The sequence below is a fragment of the Halarcobacter sp. genome (assembly GCF_963676935.1).
GTDB lineage: Bacteria > Campylobacterota > Campylobacteria > Campylobacterales > Arcobacteraceae > Halarcobacter.
On the sequence record NZ_OY781470.1, the window covers coordinates 2,449,056 to 2,467,407 of the forward strand.

17 protein-coding genes are annotated in these 18,352 nt (G+C 31.8%); all 17 read left to right on the forward strand.

What is annotated here, in order from left to right; genetic code table 11:
- The first annotated feature begins 14 nt into the window (after positions 1-14).
- The 17 genes from ACKU4C_RS12005 to ACKU4C_RS12085 all read left to right on the forward strand — a co-directional run bounded on the left by ACKU4C_RS12005 (position 15) and on the right by ACKU4C_RS12085 (position 18,233).
- A complete protein-coding gene (locus ACKU4C_RS12005) occupies positions 15-377 on the forward strand; it encodes an NADH-quinone oxidoreductase subunit A (RefSeq protein WP_321312298.1) in 363 nt (120 codons plus the stop codon).
- On the forward strand, positions 368-883 hold the full coding sequence (locus ACKU4C_RS12010) for an NADH-quinone oxidoreductase subunit NuoB (RefSeq protein ID WP_321312300.1): 516 nt from the start codon (positions 368-370) through the stop codon (positions 881-883). Before ACKU4C_RS12005 ends, ACKU4C_RS12010 begins: the two co-directional genes overlap by 10 nt.
- Positions 876-2,510, forward strand: coding sequence for an NADH-quinone oxidoreductase subunit D (locus ACKU4C_RS12015; RefSeq protein WP_321312302.1), 1,635 nt, complete (start codon positions 876-878; stop codon positions 2,508-2,510). The genes ACKU4C_RS12010 and ACKU4C_RS12015 overlap by 8 nt, the downstream gene beginning before the upstream one ends.
- On the forward strand, positions 2,510-2,986 hold the full coding sequence (locus tag ACKU4C_RS12020) for an NAD(P)H-dependent oxidoreductase subunit E (RefSeq protein WP_321312304.1): 477 nt from the start codon (positions 2,510-2,512) through the stop codon (positions 2,984-2,986). Before ACKU4C_RS12015 ends, ACKU4C_RS12020 begins: the two co-directional genes overlap by 1 nt.
- Positions 2,986-4,245, forward strand: coding sequence for an NADH-quinone oxidoreductase subunit NuoF (nuoF, locus tag ACKU4C_RS12025; protein WP_321312310.1), 1,260 nt, complete (start codon positions 2,986-2,988; stop codon positions 4,243-4,245). Before ACKU4C_RS12020 ends, nuoF begins: the two co-directional genes overlap by 1 nt.
- An 18-nt stretch (positions 4,246-4,263) precedes the next feature.
- Positions 4,264-5,550 (forward strand): citrate synthase, encoded by a 1,287-nt coding sequence (locus ACKU4C_RS12030; RefSeq protein ID WP_321312321.1) that lies wholly within the window; start codon positions 4,264-4,266, stop codon positions 5,548-5,550.
- 35 nt (positions 5,551-5,585) lie between these two features.
- Positions 5,586-7,022: a 2Fe-2S iron-sulfur cluster-binding protein gene (locus ACKU4C_RS12035; protein WP_321312322.1), complete on the forward strand. Its 1,437-nt coding sequence runs from the start codon at positions 5,586-5,588 to the stop codon at positions 7,020-7,022.
- Positions 7,019-8,302, forward strand: coding sequence for a complex I subunit 1 family protein (locus tag ACKU4C_RS12040; RefSeq protein WP_321312325.1), 1,284 nt, complete (start codon positions 7,019-7,021; stop codon positions 8,300-8,302). The genes ACKU4C_RS12035 and ACKU4C_RS12040 overlap by 4 nt, the downstream gene beginning before the upstream one ends.
- Position 8,303: 1 nt before the next feature.
- Entirely contained in the window at positions 8,304-8,810 is a 507-nt protein-coding gene (locus tag ACKU4C_RS12045) for an NADH-quinone oxidoreductase subunit I (protein ID WP_321312328.1), read from the forward strand.
- Positions 8,803-9,318, forward strand: a complete 516-nt coding sequence (locus ACKU4C_RS12050; RefSeq protein WP_321312329.1) for an NADH-quinone oxidoreductase subunit J — start codon at positions 8,803-8,805, stop codon at positions 9,316-9,318. Before ACKU4C_RS12045 ends, ACKU4C_RS12050 begins: the two co-directional genes overlap by 8 nt.
- Positions 9,315-9,626 carry an NADH-quinone oxidoreductase subunit NuoK gene (gene nuoK / locus ACKU4C_RS12055; protein WP_320035013.1) on the forward strand — a complete coding sequence of 104 codons (312 nt, stop codon included), beginning with the start codon at positions 9,315-9,317 and terminating at the stop codon, positions 9,624-9,626. Before ACKU4C_RS12050 ends, nuoK begins: the two co-directional genes overlap by 4 nt.
- Entirely contained in the window at positions 9,626-11,515 is a 1,890-nt protein-coding gene (gene nuoL, locus ACKU4C_RS12060; RefSeq protein ID WP_321312331.1) for an NADH-quinone oxidoreductase subunit L, read from the forward strand. Before nuoK ends, nuoL begins: the two co-directional genes overlap by 1 nt.
- Position 11,516: 1 nt before the next feature.
- A complete protein-coding gene (locus tag ACKU4C_RS12065; RefSeq protein ID WP_321312333.1) occupies positions 11,517-13,001 on the forward strand; it encodes an NADH-quinone oxidoreductase subunit M in 1,485 nt (494 codons plus the stop codon).
- Positions 12,998-14,503 carry an NADH-quinone oxidoreductase subunit N gene (locus tag ACKU4C_RS12070; RefSeq protein ID WP_321312336.1) on the forward strand — a complete coding sequence of 502 codons (1,506 nt, stop codon included), beginning with the start codon at positions 12,998-13,000 and terminating at the stop codon, positions 14,501-14,503. Before ACKU4C_RS12065 ends, ACKU4C_RS12070 begins: the two co-directional genes overlap by 4 nt.
- A 222-nt stretch (positions 14,504-14,725) precedes the next feature.
- Positions 14,726-15,517 (forward strand): fumarate reductase cytochrome b subunit, encoded by a 792-nt coding sequence (locus ACKU4C_RS12075; protein ID WP_321312338.1) that lies wholly within the window; start codon positions 14,726-14,728, stop codon positions 15,515-15,517.
- Complete coding sequence (locus ACKU4C_RS12080; RefSeq protein ID WP_321312339.1) at positions 15,517-17,502, forward strand: fumarate reductase flavoprotein subunit; 1,986 nt, start codon at positions 15,517-15,519, stop codon at positions 17,500-17,502. Before ACKU4C_RS12075 ends, ACKU4C_RS12080 begins: the two co-directional genes overlap by 1 nt.
- Positions 17,502-18,233, forward strand: a complete 732-nt coding sequence (locus ACKU4C_RS12085; RefSeq protein WP_321312340.1) for a fumarate reductase iron-sulfur subunit — start codon at positions 17,502-17,504, stop codon at positions 18,231-18,233. Before ACKU4C_RS12080 ends, ACKU4C_RS12085 begins: the two co-directional genes overlap by 1 nt.
- Positions 18,234-18,352 lie beyond the last annotated feature (119 nt).

An 18,352-nucleotide genomic window follows, 5' to 3' on the forward strand; every position in this document is an offset into this window, starting at 1 on the left:
ATATGGGATAGATTATGTCAACACATTTAATTCTTTCGTCAGTAATATTTGTTGCAATTGCTTTTATATTAGTAGGAGTATTCCTACTAACTAAGTATCTTGGACCAAACAATACTGATGACAAACTAAAAAACACTGTATATGAAAGTGGAGTTACAAATCCTGTTGGGAATACTAATATAAGATTCTCAGTAAAATTCTATTTAGTTGCAATTGGTTTTCTACTATTTGATGTAGAAATCATCTTTATGTTTCCATGGGCAGTAAATATAATGGAACTAGGTTATGCAGGTATTATTAAGATGTTTATCTTTATAGGATTATTATTTGCAGGGTTAATATATATGTATAAGAAAAAGGCGTTATCATGGGATTAGGAGCAGAAGCTAACTTAGGTGATTCAATAATCACTACAAAATTAGACTCAGCTATTAACTGGGCAAGATCATACTCAATGTGGCCAATGGCATTTGGTACAGCATGTTGTGGTATTGAGTTTATGTCAGTTGCAGCTGCAAAATATGATGTATCTAGATTTGGTGCAGAGGTTGTAAGATTTTCTCCAAGACAAGCAGACTTACTTATTGTTGCCGGAACAATTACTTATAAACAAGCACCTGTTCTAAAAAAGATTTGGGACCAAATGTGTGAACCTAAATGGGTTATATCAATGGGTGCATGCGCATGTTCTGGTGGTTTTTATGACAACTATACAACTTTACAAGGTATAGATGAAGTTATTCCTGTAGATGAATATGTAGCTGGTTGTCCCCCAAGACCTGAAGCTGTACTTGATGCAATTATGCGAATACAAGAAAGATCATATGATGAATCTATTATTAAAGATAGAGAAAGAAACTTTAAAGGGATTCTAGATGCTTAAACCAGATATGCTTATTGATGCAAAAGATATCAAATCAACAATTACAAGACTTAAAAATGAAGAAGATTATACTATTCTTTTAGATGTTACTGCTGTAGATTATATGCAATATCCGGACGTAACACCTTCAAGATTTGCTGTAATTTATATTCTAAGAACAAGTAACTTTAAAAAACAACTAACTGTAAAAGCATATGTGGATGATAACACTTTAGAAGTTGATTCAATTACAGATCTTTATTTTTCTGCTGATTGGGCAGAAAGAGAAGTTTTTGATCAATATGGGGTAAGATTTAAAGGGCATCCAAACTTAAAAAGAGTTCTTAACCACCATCAATTTGTTGGACACCCGCTAAGAAAAGATTATGAAATTACTAAAGGTCAAATTTGTACTGAAACTGAAGACCTAATGGATGAAATGCTTCCATTATTAAAAAGAAAAGGTTACAGTGAATCTGATATGGAAGATCTAATGATGTTAAACGTTGGACCTTCTCACCCTGCTTCACACGGTACAATTAGAAATTTCGTTGCAATGGAAGGTGAAACTATACAAGCTTGCGTAACTGAAATTGGTTATCTTCACAGAGGATTTGAAAAAGCTTGTGAAACACACAATTATTCACAAGTTATCCCTTATACAGATAGACTTAATTATTGTTCAGCAATGTTAAATAATATTGGGTATGCAAAAGCAATTGAAGAGATGTTAGGTGTTGAGATCACTCCTAGAGCTAAAATGATTAGAGTAATTATTGGAGAGCTTAGTAGATTAACAGACCATATAGTATGTAATGCAGCAAACATGGTTGACTTAGGTGGACTTACAAACTTCTGGTATATCTTTGCACCAAGAGATAAAGCATATGATCTATTCTCAAAACTTACGGGAGCAAGATTAACTAACTCTTACACTAGAATTGGTGGATTAGAATTTGACTTATATGATGGCTTTGCAGAAGATTTAGATGATGTAATCAAAGATGTTGAAAAAGCTATAGAAGATTCTTTATCATTAATTGAACACAATAAAATTTTCCACGATAGAACACAAGATGTTGGGGTAATCGATGCACAATTTGCCCTTGATGCTGGTATTACAGGTCCAAATTTAAGAGCTGCTGGTGTTCCTTTTGATTTAAGAAAAGATGTACCTTATTATGGTTATGAAAATTTTGATTTTGATGTTGTTGTTGGCTCACATGGAGATGTATATGACAGAATTATGTGTAGATTTGAAGAGATGAGACAATCAATTAGAATCATTAAACAAGCTATGAAAGAGTTACCAGATGGACCTATAAACTCAGACCATCCTGCTGTTTTATTACCACTTAAAAAAGATGTTTATGGAAATATTGAAGGTTTAATGAACCAATTTAAACTTACTTTTGAAGGGATTAAAGTTCCTAAAGGTGAATATTATGGTTCAACTGAAGGTGCCAATGGAGAACTTGGTTTTTACACTGTAAGTGATGGCTCAGGTATACCATATAAAGTTAAATGTAGACCACCTTGTTTTTATTCTCTTGGAGGATATGCAAGAATTGTTGAAGGTAGTATGTTAGCTGATGCTGTTGTTACAATGGCAAGTATGAACTTTATTGCTGGGGAGTTTGATAGATAATGAGTAAATTTAAATACACAGAAGAAAAAGAACAAGAGTTCCAAAGAATAGCAAAAAAATATCCAAAAATTGATGCTATGATGCTTCCAGCACTTTGGTTAGTTCAAGAACAAGAGGGTTGGGTTAGTCCTGATGCAATGATTTATGTTGCAGATAAATTAGGTAAAACTCCAATTGAAGTTTATGAATTTGCAACATTTTATACAATGTTCAATCTAAAACCAATTGGAACTTACCATATTGAATTATGTAAAACTTTATCTTGTATGTTAATGGGTGCACCAGAACTTAAAAAATTTATTAAAGAAACAATTGGAATTGAACCAGGACAAACTAGTGAAGATGGTAAATTTCACTTAAGTGAAGTTGAATGTCAAGGTGCTTGTGGTGGAGCTCCAATGATTGCACTTAATCATACATACCATGAAAATTTAACTGTTGACAAGTTAAAAACTATCTTAGAGGAGTGTAAGTAATGGCAGTTGAATTAGTAAAAATTGTAAGTAAAAACTTTGACATTCCAGATTCTCATAAACTTGAAGTTGCTTTAAAAAATGGAAGATATGAATCTGTCGATAAAGCATTTTCAATGAAACCTGAAGATATTACTGAAGAGGTAGTAAAATCAGGACTAAGAGGAAAAGGTGGTGGTGGTGCTGCATGTGGACCTAAATGGAAACTTATGCCACCAGTTGATGATAGACCTAGATATTTAATTGTAAATGGGGATGAATCAGAACCAGGAACTTTTAAAGATAGACAAATTTTCCAATACGATCCTCACTTACTTATTGAAGGTATTATTGTTTCTTGTTGGGCACTACAAGCAAATGATGCATACATTTATATAAGAGGTGAATATAAATGGTTTATTGACAGATTAAATGCTGCTATTGATGAAGCTTATGAAGCCGGAATCATTGGGGATAAAGTTATGAATAAATATGACTTTAGAGTAAATGTAACAGTTCATAGAGGTGGTGGAGCTTATATTTGTGGTGAAAAATCTGCTTTAATTGAATCTATTGAGGGGAAAAGAGGACATCCAAGACTTAAGCCTCACGGGAAAGAGTGTGAGTGGTTCTATGGACAGCCAGCAACAGTTAACAATGTTGAAACAATTTCATCAGTTCCAAATATAGTATTAAATGGATATGAATCTTATACTAAATGGGGAACTGAAAAAGCTCCAGGAACTATGCTTTTTGCCATGAGTGGACCAGTTAAAAATCCAGGTGTTTATGAGTTACAATATGGTGAAAAGATGATTGATGTAATTAATGAGATTGGTGGTGGAATGAAAGATGGCTTAAAACTTAAAGCTGTTATTCCTGGTGGGGCATCTTGCCCTATTTTAACTGCCGAAGAAGTTGAAAAAGCTTACTTAGATTATGAATCAATGTGGGATATAGGTTCTACTTTAGGTACAGGGGGGATGATGATTATTCCTGAGGGTGTATCTATGGTAGATGTTGCTAAAAATTTAATTGAATTTTATCATCATGAATCTTGTGGTCAATGTACTCCTTGTAGAGAGGGGACTGGTTGGATTGATAAAACGATCAAAAAGATTCTTGATGGGGTTGGTTCACAAGATGACATCCAGACAATTCTTGATGTTTGTGAGACTATGAATGGTAAAACGATTTGTGTTTTTGCACCAGCTGTGAAAGATATTATCAAAAGTATTGTGCAAAAATATAGACATGAATTTGAAGAACATTTTAATAAATAAAAACTATAAGGAGAAAAAATGGGAAAAAATACTTTTACATTAACAGATAATAGAGATGGTAGGTCTTTTGAGTATGATATTATTAGTGGTACAAGAGGACCTGACGTTGTAGATATTAGATCTTTTTATAAAGATTCAGGGATGTTTACTTATGATCCTGGATATACTTCTACAGCATCTTGTGAATCAAAAATTACATTTATTGATGGTGAAAATTCTGAATTAAGATATAGAGGTATTCCTATTGAAGAATTAGCAGGTAAAAGATCATATCTAGATGTTTGTTATTTGTTAATGAGAGGTAACTTACCAACTGCTGAAGCATCTAAAAACTTTGATTTAGAGATTAGACATAGATCTTTTCTTGATGAAGGAATCTTAAGATTATTTGATGCATTACCTGATCATGCACATCCAATGGCAACAATGGGTGCAGCAACTATGGCTCTTGCGACTATTTATAAAGATCATTTAAATCTTAAATCTGATGAAGAATTTAAAGTTATGAGAAGAAGAATTTTAGCAAAAATGCCTACAATTGCAGCAATGGCTTATAGAAACTCAATTGGTGTTCCTATGATTTATCCAGATGTAAATAGATACTTCACTGAAAACTTCTTATATATGTTAAGAGCATATCCAGGTGGAAAATTAAAATACCTTGGTGACGGGAAGAATGAAGAGATTAAACAAGTTGAAGTTGATGCTCTTGATGCAATCTTAACTTTACATGCTGATCATGAGCAAAATGCTTCTACAACAACAGTAAGAAATGTTGGTTCAACAGAAGCTCACCCTTATGTTTCAATTGCATCAGGTATCGCTGCATTATGGGGTTCTGCTCATGGTGGTGCGAATGAAAGAGTTATGGATCAGTTAAAAATGATTGGTGATGTTAAAAATGTACCAACTTATATTGCAAAAGCAAAAGACAAAAATGATCCATTTAGACTTATGGGATTCGGACATAGAGTTTATAAAAATAGAGATCCAAGAGCACAAGAACTTAAAAAATTACAAGATAAATTGAGAATTGAATTAAATCTTGACTCAAGATTATTAGATGTAGCTGCAGCAGTTGAAGAAGCAGCATTAAATGATGATTATTTCATCCAAAGAGGTTTATATCCAAATATTGACTTCTATTCAGGAGTAATTTTAACAGCTCTTAAAATTCCAGTAGAGATGTTTACTCCAATATTTGTTATTGGGAGAATCCCAGGATGGATTTCTCAATGGTCAGAATTAAAACAAGACCCAGCAGCAAAAATTGCTAGACCAAGACAATTATACACTGGTAAATAAAATAAAAGCGGACGATTAAAAGGAGATTACACAATATGAGTGAACTTGTCAAATTTACGGTGGATGGGGAAGAGATAGAAGCAGATAAAGGCAGTCTTTTAATAGACAGCCTTTTAGATAGAGATATCCATATTCCTCACTTTTGTTATCACCAAGCTTTAGGAAAAGATGGAAACTGTAGGATGTGTATGGTTGAAATCGAGGGTCAAAAAAGACCACAAATTGCGTGTGATACTCCAGTAAAAGAGGGGATGATTGTAAGAACTAAAGGTGAAAATATTGAAAAAGTAAGACGTGATATACTTGAACTTGAACTTATCAATCACCCTATAGACTGTCCTACATGTGACCAAGCTGGTGAATGTAAACTACAAGACTACTATATGGAGTCTGGTTTTTATCATTCAAGAGTTGATGTTAACCAAAAAGTTACAGCTAGAAAAAGAGTTGAACTTGGAAGCAATGTAATGCTTGACCAAGAAAGATGTGTTCTTTGTACTAGATGTGTAAGATTTTGTTCAGATATCACAGGAACAAATGAACTTGGTGTTATTAGTAGAGCAGATCACTCTGTTATTGGAACTTTCCCAGGGAAACCATTATCTAATCCATATGCAATAAATGTGGTAGATTTATGTCCTGTTGGGGCTTTAACTTCACAAGATTTTAGATTTAAACAAAGAGTTTGGTTTTTAGAGACTTTTGATGCAATTTGTAATGGATGTTCTAGAGGATGTAATATTACAGTTGATCATAGAAAAGAGAAATATAAAGATGATCAAATATTTAGATTCAAACCAAGAGTTAATAAAGCAGTTAATGGTTGGTTTATGTGTGATGAAGGAAGACTTTCATACAAAAATGAATCTGAAAATAGATTTGAAACTGCATTAATAGATGGAGAAGAGACTATTTTTGACAATGCAATTACAAAAGCTTTTAAAATCTTAACACAAAAAAATAAAACTTTATTTTTACTAGATCCAAGTCTTTCATTAGAAGAGATGCAAAATACTAAAAAATTAGCAGAAGCATTAAATGGAAATATTTCTGGTTATTCACCTCAATATATTGATGAAACTTTTGGTGACGATTATTTAAAGAAAAATGATAAATCAGCAAATAGAGCCTCATTTAAAGAATTAGATATTGATGAAAGTGAAGATAACTTTAATAAATTAGTAAAAGAATCAGATACTATTGTTATCTTAGGAAATACTTATTTTGATAAACATTTAGATCTATTATCAAATAAAAAAGTGATTAGCTTTTTCTCACATAAAGTTGAAACTGTATCGAAATCAGGAATTGCTATACCTGTAGCATCATTCTATGAAAAAAGTGGTACATATATTAACTTTGAGGGAATAAAACAAAGAGTGATTTCAAAAATGAAGAAAGATAATCCAAAAGAGACTATCACTTCAATAATAGAATATATTAAAACTATGATAGATAAAGGTAGCCTATGAGTACAGCTGCAATAGTTATTATTATAATAAATATACTTCTTGCTAAAATACTATCAGTTGGAACAACTCCAATTATGGTATGGTGGGAAAGAAGAGTTGCTGGTTTTATGCAAGATAGAACTGGTCCAAACAGAGCAGATATTGGGGGAATAAGACTTGGTGGTCTTATTCAAGCAATTGCAGATATGTTAAAACTTGTATTTAAAGAGGATTTTACTCCTGCACATATTAAATATAAATTTTTATATACAATAGCTCCTGCAATTGTATTTATTTGTTCATTTTTAACAATGGCAGTTATTCCATTTGCTGATAACTTAGTTGTTGATGGTGAAAACTTTATGATGCAAGCTATTCCAACTCAACTTGGGATCATGTGGTTCTTGGCATTTGCTGGTTTATCAGTATTTGGTATTATACTTGGTGGTTATTCATCTCAAAATAAATATGGACTTTTAGGTGGGATTAGAGCTTCTGCACAAGTTATCTCTTATGAGGCAGCTATGTCATTATCTGTTATCTCTATTCTTTTAACTTATGGTTCAATTAACTTAAACGACATGGTTCAAGCTCAAGGTGGAACATTCTGGGGAATAATTCCAGCATGGGGTATCTTTATGCAACCATTAGCTGCACTAATTTTTATAGTTACAGCTTTTGCTGAGACAAATAGAACACCTTTTGATATTGCAGAGGGTGAATCTGAAATTGTTGCAGGTTATCACACTGAATATTCTGCGATGAGATTTGGTTTATTCCAAGTTGGTGAATATGCAGCAATGTCAGCTTCATCAGCAATCATTGTTACTCTATTTTTAGGTGGATATCAAATCCCTTGGATGGATACACAAACTATTCAAAGTAATATCAATTATGTAATGATTGCAATCATTATTTTACTTCCATTAAAAGCATTTTTCTTTGCTAAGTGGATGAATAAAAACTATGATTGGCTTGATAAAAACGATAAAAGACAAAAAGAAAAAAATATTCTTATAAAAGGATTCTGGGGAATTGCAATTATTATTTCTGCTATTTTAATAGCTCTAATTGCAACAGGACTAGGTGAGAATGGTGTAAACATTGCAACAGCAGTTATTCAAATAGGAACATTTGTAGCTAAATTTTTATTTATGAATTTTGTATTTATCTGGATTAGATGGACACTTCTTAGATTTAGATATGATCAACTACAAATGTTAGGATGGAAAGTACTTATTCCATTATCAATACTAAATATTGTTATAACAGCAATAATTGTAGTAGCAACAGGAAGTTAAGATGGGAATTAAAATAGTAGAAAGACATGGAAAGTCTTTAAAAGATAAATTATATATACCTGCAATTGCTGCAGGTATGAAAACTACTTTTACTCACTTTAAGAAAAATCTTGGTGATGTATCTAACTTAAAAACGATGCAATACCCTGAAGTACAACCTACTGATATCACTGAAAGATACAGAGGGGTACATAGACTTACAAAGTGGGAAGATGAGAGTGAAAAATGTGTTGCATGTTATATGTGTGCAACAGCTTGTCCTGCTCAATGTATCTTTATTGATGCTGAAGAGAGATTTGATGGTGTAGCTGAGAAGAGACCAAAAGAGTTTAAAATTGACCTTTTAGAGTGTGTATTCTGTGGATATTGTGTAGAAGCTTGCCCTTGTGATGCAATTAGAATGGATACGGGAATTTTTAGTTTCACTGCAAGTAAAAGAGAAGACTTTGTAGTAGATAAAAAACAACTTATGTCTTATGAGCGTTCAAAGGATTTTGATGATGAGTGATATTATTTTTATAGGACTTAGTTTTTTTGCAATAACAGGTGGAATTGCGATGTTAGTTTATAAGAATCCTATGTATTCTGCATTGGGTTTACTTGTTTCAATTATGGCTGTTGCAGGTATGTTTGCACTTTTAAATGCAACTTTCCTTTTTATGGTTCAAATAATTGTTTATGCAGGTGCTATTATGACTCTGATTCTATTTTTATTAATGTTTCTTAATATTAAAGAAGAGAATCTTCCTAAAGAGCCTAAAAAATATTTTCTAATTGGTTTAGGTGCAGTTATAATGATCCCTTTTAATGTTGTTATATTAAAAGCAGTTTCAAACTTGCCTGATGCAAATATGAATATTGTAGAGGGTTCATTTGGAGATATTAAACCTATTGGTGGTTTATTATATGATGATTGGATTTTAGCATTTGAATTGATTTCAATTCTACTTTTAATTGCACTAGTAGGTTCAATTGTTTTAGCAAAAAGAAAAAAAACAAATAAGGAAAACGCATGATTAGTTTAACATCATATGCATTTGTTTCTATGATTCTTTTCTCTATAGGAGTTATAGGTGTAATTGCTAGAAGAAATATATTTGTAATCTATATGTCTATTGAGTTGATGCTAAATGGAGTAAATCTATTCCTTATTACATTTGCTAGATATCACTTTAATATGGATCCACAAATTATTACAATTATGGTTATATCAATTGCAGCAGCAGAAGCAGCAATTTTTCTTTCTGTTATTATACTTCTTTACAGATCGAAAAAATCACTTGATACAGATATCTTTACTACACTAACACAAGGAGAGAAATAATGATGGATACTTCGCTTCTTGTATGGATTATCTTAGCTCCATTAATTGGTGCTATTTTAAATACAGGTTTTTATTTTTATCATATAAAAAGAAAACCTATCCCTGAATTAGTGTTTTCATTAATTGGTACAATTACACCTTTAATTGCTTTTTTAATTACACTATCACTATTTTTAAATATGGTAGATAGCGATATTACATATAGACAAGAGTTATTTACTTGGATTAATATTGACACTTTAAATATTTCAATGGCATTTTTAGGTGATAAACTAGCTATATTTATGTCTATGTTTGTTACATTTGTTGGTTGGTTAATTCATATTTATGCAATTGGTTATATGACAAAAGATGAAGGCTTTGGTAAGTTTTTCGCATACTTTAACCTTTTCTTAGCATCAATGTTAATTCTTGTACTTGCAGACAACCCAGTAATTTTATTTATCGGATGGGAAGGGGTAGGACTTTGTTCTTATTTACTTATTGCATTTTACTATTCAGACACAGAAAATGTTCTTGCAGGTAACAAAGCATTTATTGCAAATAGAGTTGGTGACTTTGGATTTATTTTAGGTATAGTTACTTTATTCTTTGCTTTAGGTGGAGTAAATTTAAGTTTTGGTTCGTTAGAAGCAAATATCTCTAATGCATCAACTGAGTTATTAGTACTTTCAGGTTTCTTACTATTTGTTGGTGCGATGGGTAAATCAGCACAGATTCCATTATATGTATGGCTTCCTGATGCGATGGCAGGACCAACTCCAATTTCAGCACTTATTCACGCAGCTACAATGGTAACAGCTGGGGTTTATATGGTTGCAAGATTCCATTTCTTATATAGTGGGATTGAAGAGATTGGTACATTTATAGCTTATATTGGTGCATTTTCAGCTTTATTTGCAGCAATTATTGCCACAAAACAACAAGATGTTAAAAAGATTCTAGCTTATTCAACTATGTCTCAATTAGGATATATGTTTATTGCAGTTGGTCTTGGTTTTTATAGTTCAGGATTATTTCATGTATTAACACATGCTTTCTTTAAGGCTATGTTATTCATGGGTGCTGGAGGTATGATTATAGCTTTACACCACGAACAAAATATATTTAAAATGGCACAACATAGAGTGCAACTTCCAATAATTGGAATTACATTCTTAATAGGTGTAATTGCAATTTCAGGTATTCCACCATTTTCAGGTTTTTTCTCTAAAGATGCTATCCTTGCAGCAGCTTTCCAAGAGGGACAATATGGAATTTGGGCAATTGGAATGTTTACAGCATTTTTAACAGCATTTTATATGTTTAGAATGTACTTCATTCTTTTTGTTGCACCTAATAAACATACGAAACATTATGTTTATACATCAAAAACAATAACTTTACCACTACTAATATTAGCTATCGGTGCAGTTGGAGCTGGTTTCTTAAATTTACCAGCAGCATTAGGTGGAGAACATATGGTTGATACTTGGTTAGCACAAACTAACTCAATTGAAGTTCATATGTCACATACAACGGAATATATCTTAATGGTTATTTCAGTCCTTGTTGCAGCTTCTGGTATCTTTGTAGCATATAAAAAATATGCTAACTTTGATGTTTATAAACCAGAGAGTGAAGAGGGATTAATAGCTAATAAATTCTATGTTGATGAGATTTATGATGCAGTATTTGTTAAAACTGCAAAAGTTATCTCTACATTTATAGATAAAGTGCTTGACATGAGTATCATAGATGCTCTAATTATGAATGGATGTAACCAATTTATCAATTTTGGTAAAAAAGTTGCAGAATTACAAAATGCAAATGTAAGATTTTATGCAGTATTTATGCTAGTGGGTATGAGTTGTGTATTTATCTATCTATATTTTTCTTTAGGATTATAATATGAGTGCAGATATATTATCGTTTATTATCTTTTTACCAGCAGTAGTTGCCTTTGGTTTAATGATTACAACAAAACATGTGGATACAGTTAGAAATATTGCATTTTTAACTACTACAGTTATTTTAGCACTTGTATTAAAAATTTATGTTGATTTTGAACCAAGTGCGGGTATGCAGTTTGTAACAAATGTACCATGGATTGAATCTTATGGTATTAATTATTACATTGGTGTTGATGGTTTTTCATTAACAATTCTTATGATGATTGCTATTTTAATCCCTACAGCATATCTTCTTTTATGGGAAGGTAGAACAAAAGGTTACTGGATAAATATGCTACTTGTACAAACAGGTGTTACAGGGGCATTATTATCTTTAGATGTAATTCTATTTTATTTTTTCTGGGAAGTTATGCTATTACCAGTTTTCTTAATGATTGGTATTTATGGATTTGGAGACAAAGTATTTACAACTATTAAAGTTACAGTTTATACAATGCTTGGTTCTTTATTAATGTTTGTAGCTATTCTTTACTTAGGTGTTAGTTATTTCAATGAGTTTGGGAACTGGTCTTTCCAATATGATTCATTAACTCAAATTACTACACTAAGCTATAATGAAAAAATTTGGTTATTTTTAGCATTCCTTTCAGCATTTGCTATTAAAATTCCAATCTTTCCATTACATACATGGATTATGGAAACGTATAAAAATGCTCCAACTGGTGCAGTTTTCTTATTATCTTCAATTATGGCTAAACTTGGGGTTTATGCAATTGTTAGATTTATGATTCCAATTTTTCCTGATATTTATGTTGAGTTTTCAACTTGGTTTGTATTTATTGGATTATTTGGTTTAGTTTATTTTGGTATAGCAGCGCTTATGCAAGATGATGTTAAAAGAATGTTCGCTTACTCTTCTGCATCTCACTTAAGTTTTATTGCTGCTGGTATCTTCTCACTAAATGAGTTTGGTATCAATGGAGCCTTATATTTAATCATTGCACATGCTATTGCAACAGGTGCATTATTCTTATTAGTTGGAATTATTCATGATGAGACAGGATTTAAAACTATTAAAGATTTAGGCGGACTGGCAAAACAATCTCCAATCTTTACAACAATATTTGCAATTATGCTTTTTGCAAATATTGGACTTCCTGGAACAAATGGATTCGTTTCAGAACTTTTAATTATATTTGGTATATATGAATTTAACCATACACTAGGTTATATCTCAGCATTAACAGTTATTATTGGAGCTTCATATATGTTGTGGATGTTCCAAAGAGCAATCTTGGTAAAAAGAGAATCTGGTGAAGATTTAAAATTTAGAGATTTAAAAATTAAAGAGATTATTGGTTTAACGCCTTGGGTTATATTGGTATTCCTAATGGGTATTTATCCAGATATTTTTATGGATAAATTTGAGCCAACAGTAACACACTATTTAAATGATATTTTACATATTGGAGCAGCAAAATGAGTCAACTTATTCACATATTACCAGTATTAACTGTACTAATAGCGGCTGTTGCTTTAATGTTTATGAGTATGTATGAAAATAAATTTTCAATAAAAACTTTTATTACAGTTTCATCTGTAGTTTTAGTTGCTACACTTATCATGGCATTTATTCCATTTGGTGAATCATATTCAATTAGACCATATGAATCAATTTTTAATGATGTACTTATTTTTGATACATTTTCAAACTTCTTCCATGTATTATTGATTGGTGGTACTCTTTTAACATTATTAATTGGTGAACACTATTTCCAACATAGATCATATTTTAAAGGAGAATTTTTCTCTATTTTATTATTTGCTCTATTTGGAATGATGTTATTAGCAAATGCAAATGAATTAGTTACTGCATATATTGCATTAGAAATCGCATCATTTGCTGTATATATTATGGTTGGATATAACTCAGAAGATAGTAGAAGAGTTGAAGCAATTTTCAAATATTTAGTACTTGGTTCATTTATTGGAGCATTTTATTTATTAGGTGTAGTTTTAGTTTATGGTGTAACACAAACAACAAACTTAACTGAGATAGCTACATTTATTACTACAAACAATGTTGCCGATATGCCATTATTATATATTGGTTTAACACTAATCTTATTTACATTTCTATTTAAAATATCTGCCTTCCCATTCCAACAATGGGTATTAGATGTTTATAGAGGTGCACCTATGATTATTACTGCATTTATGGCATCTACTTTTAAAATTGCAATTTTCTCTTTCTTCTTAAGAGCTATTTTACAAGATATTGAACCATTAATTAACTTCTGGGATTCTATTATTTATGTAATTATTGTATTTACTTTAGTATTTGGTACTTGGTTAGCAGTAACACAAAAAATTGTAAAAAGAATGCTTGCAGCTTCATCTATTGTACATACAGGATATATGCTATTAGCTTTTATTGCTATAGGACAAAATATTGATGCAGCTTATGCTATTGTATTTTATCTAATTGCTTATCTTTTATCAGCGCTTGGTTCTTTTGGACTTGTTTCTCATATTATTTCAGAAACAAAAGTAAGAGTTACTTATGATGATTTTAAAGGTTTAGCTCATGAAAGACCATTTTTAGCAGCTATGATGACAGTATTTATGTTCTCTCTTGCAGGTATCCCTTCAACAATAGGTTTTATTGGTAAATTTTATGTATTCACTGAAGCAATTAATGCAGGATTCACTGCTTTAGCTATCTTAGCAATTGTTGCTACATTTGTATCTGTTTACTACTATTTTAAACTTATTGCAATGATGTACTTCTACCCTACAAAAGAGGAATGTGTATCAAATGACTTCAATGATAAAAGAATCTCAACTTATGCAATTGCATTCTTAGCGATTGCAACTGTTGTAGGTGGTATTGGTAGTGTAATAGTATTCTTTATACCAGCACTTAATATCGATTCATTAATCAATTTAACTCAAATCTCAATTCAATCACTATTTATCAAATAGTGATGTGTTGATAGGTAACATATATGCATAATATTTTAAAATTATGCATATATGCTTAACCTTTAACAAACCCCATAAAATGGGACAATCTATTTTATAAATGTACACTTCGTACAATAATTGTACATAGGTTTTACATAATTTTGCACCCCAATATAAGGGGAATTTCGCTATTATAATGCTATTAAACAGACGAAAAAATTCATTAAGAAAGGATGTCAAATGAGTGACCTAATAGAAGGTTATTTAGGTAAGACTGTAGAGAGAAAAAAGAGTAGAGTTCCAGCAAAACTTGATTATATTCAAAGTGCAACTGGTTTATTTCTAGGTCTTTTTATGTGGGGACATATGTTTATGGTGTCTTCTATTTTAGTTAGTAAAGATTTTATGTACGCTGTTACAAAATTCTTTGAAGCAAGTTTTATTTTTGATGGAGGTAATCCTTTATTAGTATCAATACTTGCCTTCGTTGTATTTGTTATATTTATTACACATGCTGCTATGGGGATGAGAAAACTTCCTGCTAACTTTAAACAATATCAAGTTATGAAGGCTCATGCAGATAATATGGGACATGAAGACACGAAATTGTGGTTTATTCAAGCTTTTACAGGTTTTGCTATGTTCTTCTTAGGTTCAGTACATATATATATCATTATGACTCAAGCAGATGCAATTGGACCATATGCAAGTTCAGATAGAGTTTGGTCTAACTGGATGTGGCCTTTATATATTCTATTATTACTAGCAGTAGAATTCCATGGTACAATTGGACTATATAGACTTGCTATTAAATGGGGATGGTTTGACGGGAAAGACCCTAAAGCAACTAGAAAAAAACTTAAAACATATAAAAAAGCCTTAACTTGGTTCTTCTTAATCTTAGGTTTTGCTACATTGGCAGCTTATATGAAAATAGGATATGAAAATAAACAAGCAGGAAAAGTTGGTGAAAGATATGTTCCAACTGCTCAAATTATGGAATATAAAATTAATGATGGGAGAGTTGCATAATGAAAATTAATTATTGTGATGCATTAGTTATTGGTGGAGGACTAGCAGGACTTAGAGCTGCTGTTGCTGCACAGAAAAAAGGATTAAGTACAATTGTTTTATCATTAGTTCCTGTTAAAAGATCTCACAGTGCTGCTGCACAAGGTGGTATGCAAGCATCTTTAGGTAATGCAAAGATGGCTGATGGTGATAATGAAGATTTACACTTTGCAGATACAGTAAAAGGTTCAGACTGGGGATGTGATCAAGATGTAGCTAGAATGTTCGTTACTACTGCACCTAAAGCAATTAGAGAATTAGCTAGCTGGGGTGTGCCTTGGTCTAGAGTTAAAGCTGGTCCACATGACGCAGTTATCAATGCTAAAAAAACAACTATTACTGAAGAAGAAGATAGACATGGTCTTATTACTTCAAGAGACTTTGGTGGTACTAAAAAATGGAGAACATGTTATACAGCAGATGCAACAGGTCATACAATGTTATTTGGTGTTGCAAATGAAGCTTTAAAACATGATGTTGATATTAGAGATAGAAAAGAAGCACTTTCAATCATCCATGAAGATGGTAGATGTTATGGTGCAGTTGTAAGAGATTTAATTACTGGTGAATTAGAAGCTTATGTTTCTAAAGGAACTTGTATTGCAACTGGTGGATATGGTAGAGTATTTAAACAAACAACAAATGCAGTTATCTGTGAAGGTACAGGTGCAGCAATTGCTCTTGAGACTGGTGTTGCAACACTTTCAAATATGGAAGCTGTACAATTCCACCCTACTCCAATCGTACCATCAGGTATTCTTTTAACAGAAGGTTGTAGAGGTGATGGTGGAGTTCTAAGAGATGTTGATGGACATAGATTTATGCCAGATTACGAACCAGAGAAAAAAGAACTTGCATCTAGAGACGTTGTTTCAAGAAGAATGATTGAGCATATTAGAAATGGTAAAGGTGTACCTTCTCCATATGGTTTCCACGTATGGTTAGATATTTCTATTTTAGGTAGAGAGCATATTGAAAGAAACTTAAGAGATGTACAAGAGATTTGTCAAATCTTTAATGGTATTGATCCAGCTGACGAAGGTCCAAAAGGTTGGGCTCCAGTACTTCCAATGCAACACTACTCTATGGGTGGTATTAGAACAAAACCAACTGGTGAGTCAACTAGATTATCTGGTTTATTTGCTTGTGGTGAAGCTTCTTGTTGGGATATGCATGGATTTAACAGACTTGGAGGAAACTCAGTTTCTGAAACAGTTGTTGCTGGTATGATTATTGGTAACTATTTTGCTGATTTCTGTTTAGAAAATGATGTTACAATCCCTACTGCTACAGTACAAAAATTTGTTGATGAACAAGATGCTTATCTTGATGAATTATTATCTTACAATGGAAGTGAAGATATCTTCAGAATCAAAAACAGAATGAAAGAACTTATGGATGAAAAAGTTGGTATCTTTAGATCTGGGCAACCTCTAGCTGAAGCAGTTGAAGAATTAAAAGAGTTATTACAAAAAACTAAACAAATCACTGTTAAATCTAAAGAGAGAGCTGGTAACCCAGAACTTGAAGAAGCATATAGAGTTCCTAAGATGTTAAAAGTTGCATTATGTGTAGCTAAAGGTGCTAGAGATAGAACTGAATCAAGAGGTGCACACTATAGAGAAGATTACCTAAAAAGAGATGATGCAAACTGGCTAAAAAGAACACTTTGTACTTGGCCAAATAAAGATGATTTAGAACCAACAATTGAATATGCAGATTTAGACATCATGAAAATGGAAATGCCTCCAGCATTTAGAGGTTATGGTGCTAAGGGAATGATTATAGAAAATGAATTATCTATAAAAAGACAAGAAGAAGTTGATTCAATTAGAGAAAAAATGGAAGCTGAAGGTAAAGATAGACATGAGATCCAAGATGCACTTATGCCATTTGAATTACCAATGAACTATAAAGAGAAAAATGAAAGAGCAGGAGACAAGTAATGAGTACACAAAAAGGTAGAGAAATTACAATTAAAGTACTTAAATTTAATCCAAGAAGTGCGGTTTCTAAACCTCACTATGTAGACTATAAATTAGAAGAAACTCCAGGGATGACTCTTTTTATAGCATTAACATATATAAGAGAACATTTAGACCCAGATTTATCATTTGACTTTGTTTGTAGAGCAGGTATTTGTGGTTCTTGTGGTATGGTTGTAAATGGTAAACCTGCATTAGCTTGTAGAACACTGATTGCAAACTACCCTGATGGAGTTATTACATTACTTCCAATGCCAGCATTTGAATTAATCAAAGATTTATCTGTAAATACTGGTAAATGGATGGATGCAATGTCAAAAAGAGTTGAATCATGGGTTGTAACAAATGAAGAAACTGATATTACTAAACTTGAAGAGAGAATTGATCCTGAAGTTGCAAATGATACATTTGAATTAGATAGATGTATAGAATGTGGTATTTGTGTAGCTTCTTGTGGTACTATGCTTATGAGACCAAATTTCGTTGGTCCAGTAGGAATGAACAGAGTAGCAAGATTTGAAATTGACCCACATGATAAAAGAACAGCTGATGATTTCTATGAATTAATCGGTGATGATGATGGTATTTTTGGTTGTATGTCATTAATGGCTTGTGAAGACCATTGTCCAAAACACTTACCATTACAAAACAAAATAGCTTATCTAAGAAGAAAACTAGTTTCACTTAGATAATTATATGAGAGGATTCCTCTCATATAAAATACAAGTAGAAAAAGTCAATTACTCTTAGGAGTAATTGGCTTTTTCTATTTAAGAGGAAAAAAAATTAGTTTTAAAACTTAATTTTACTT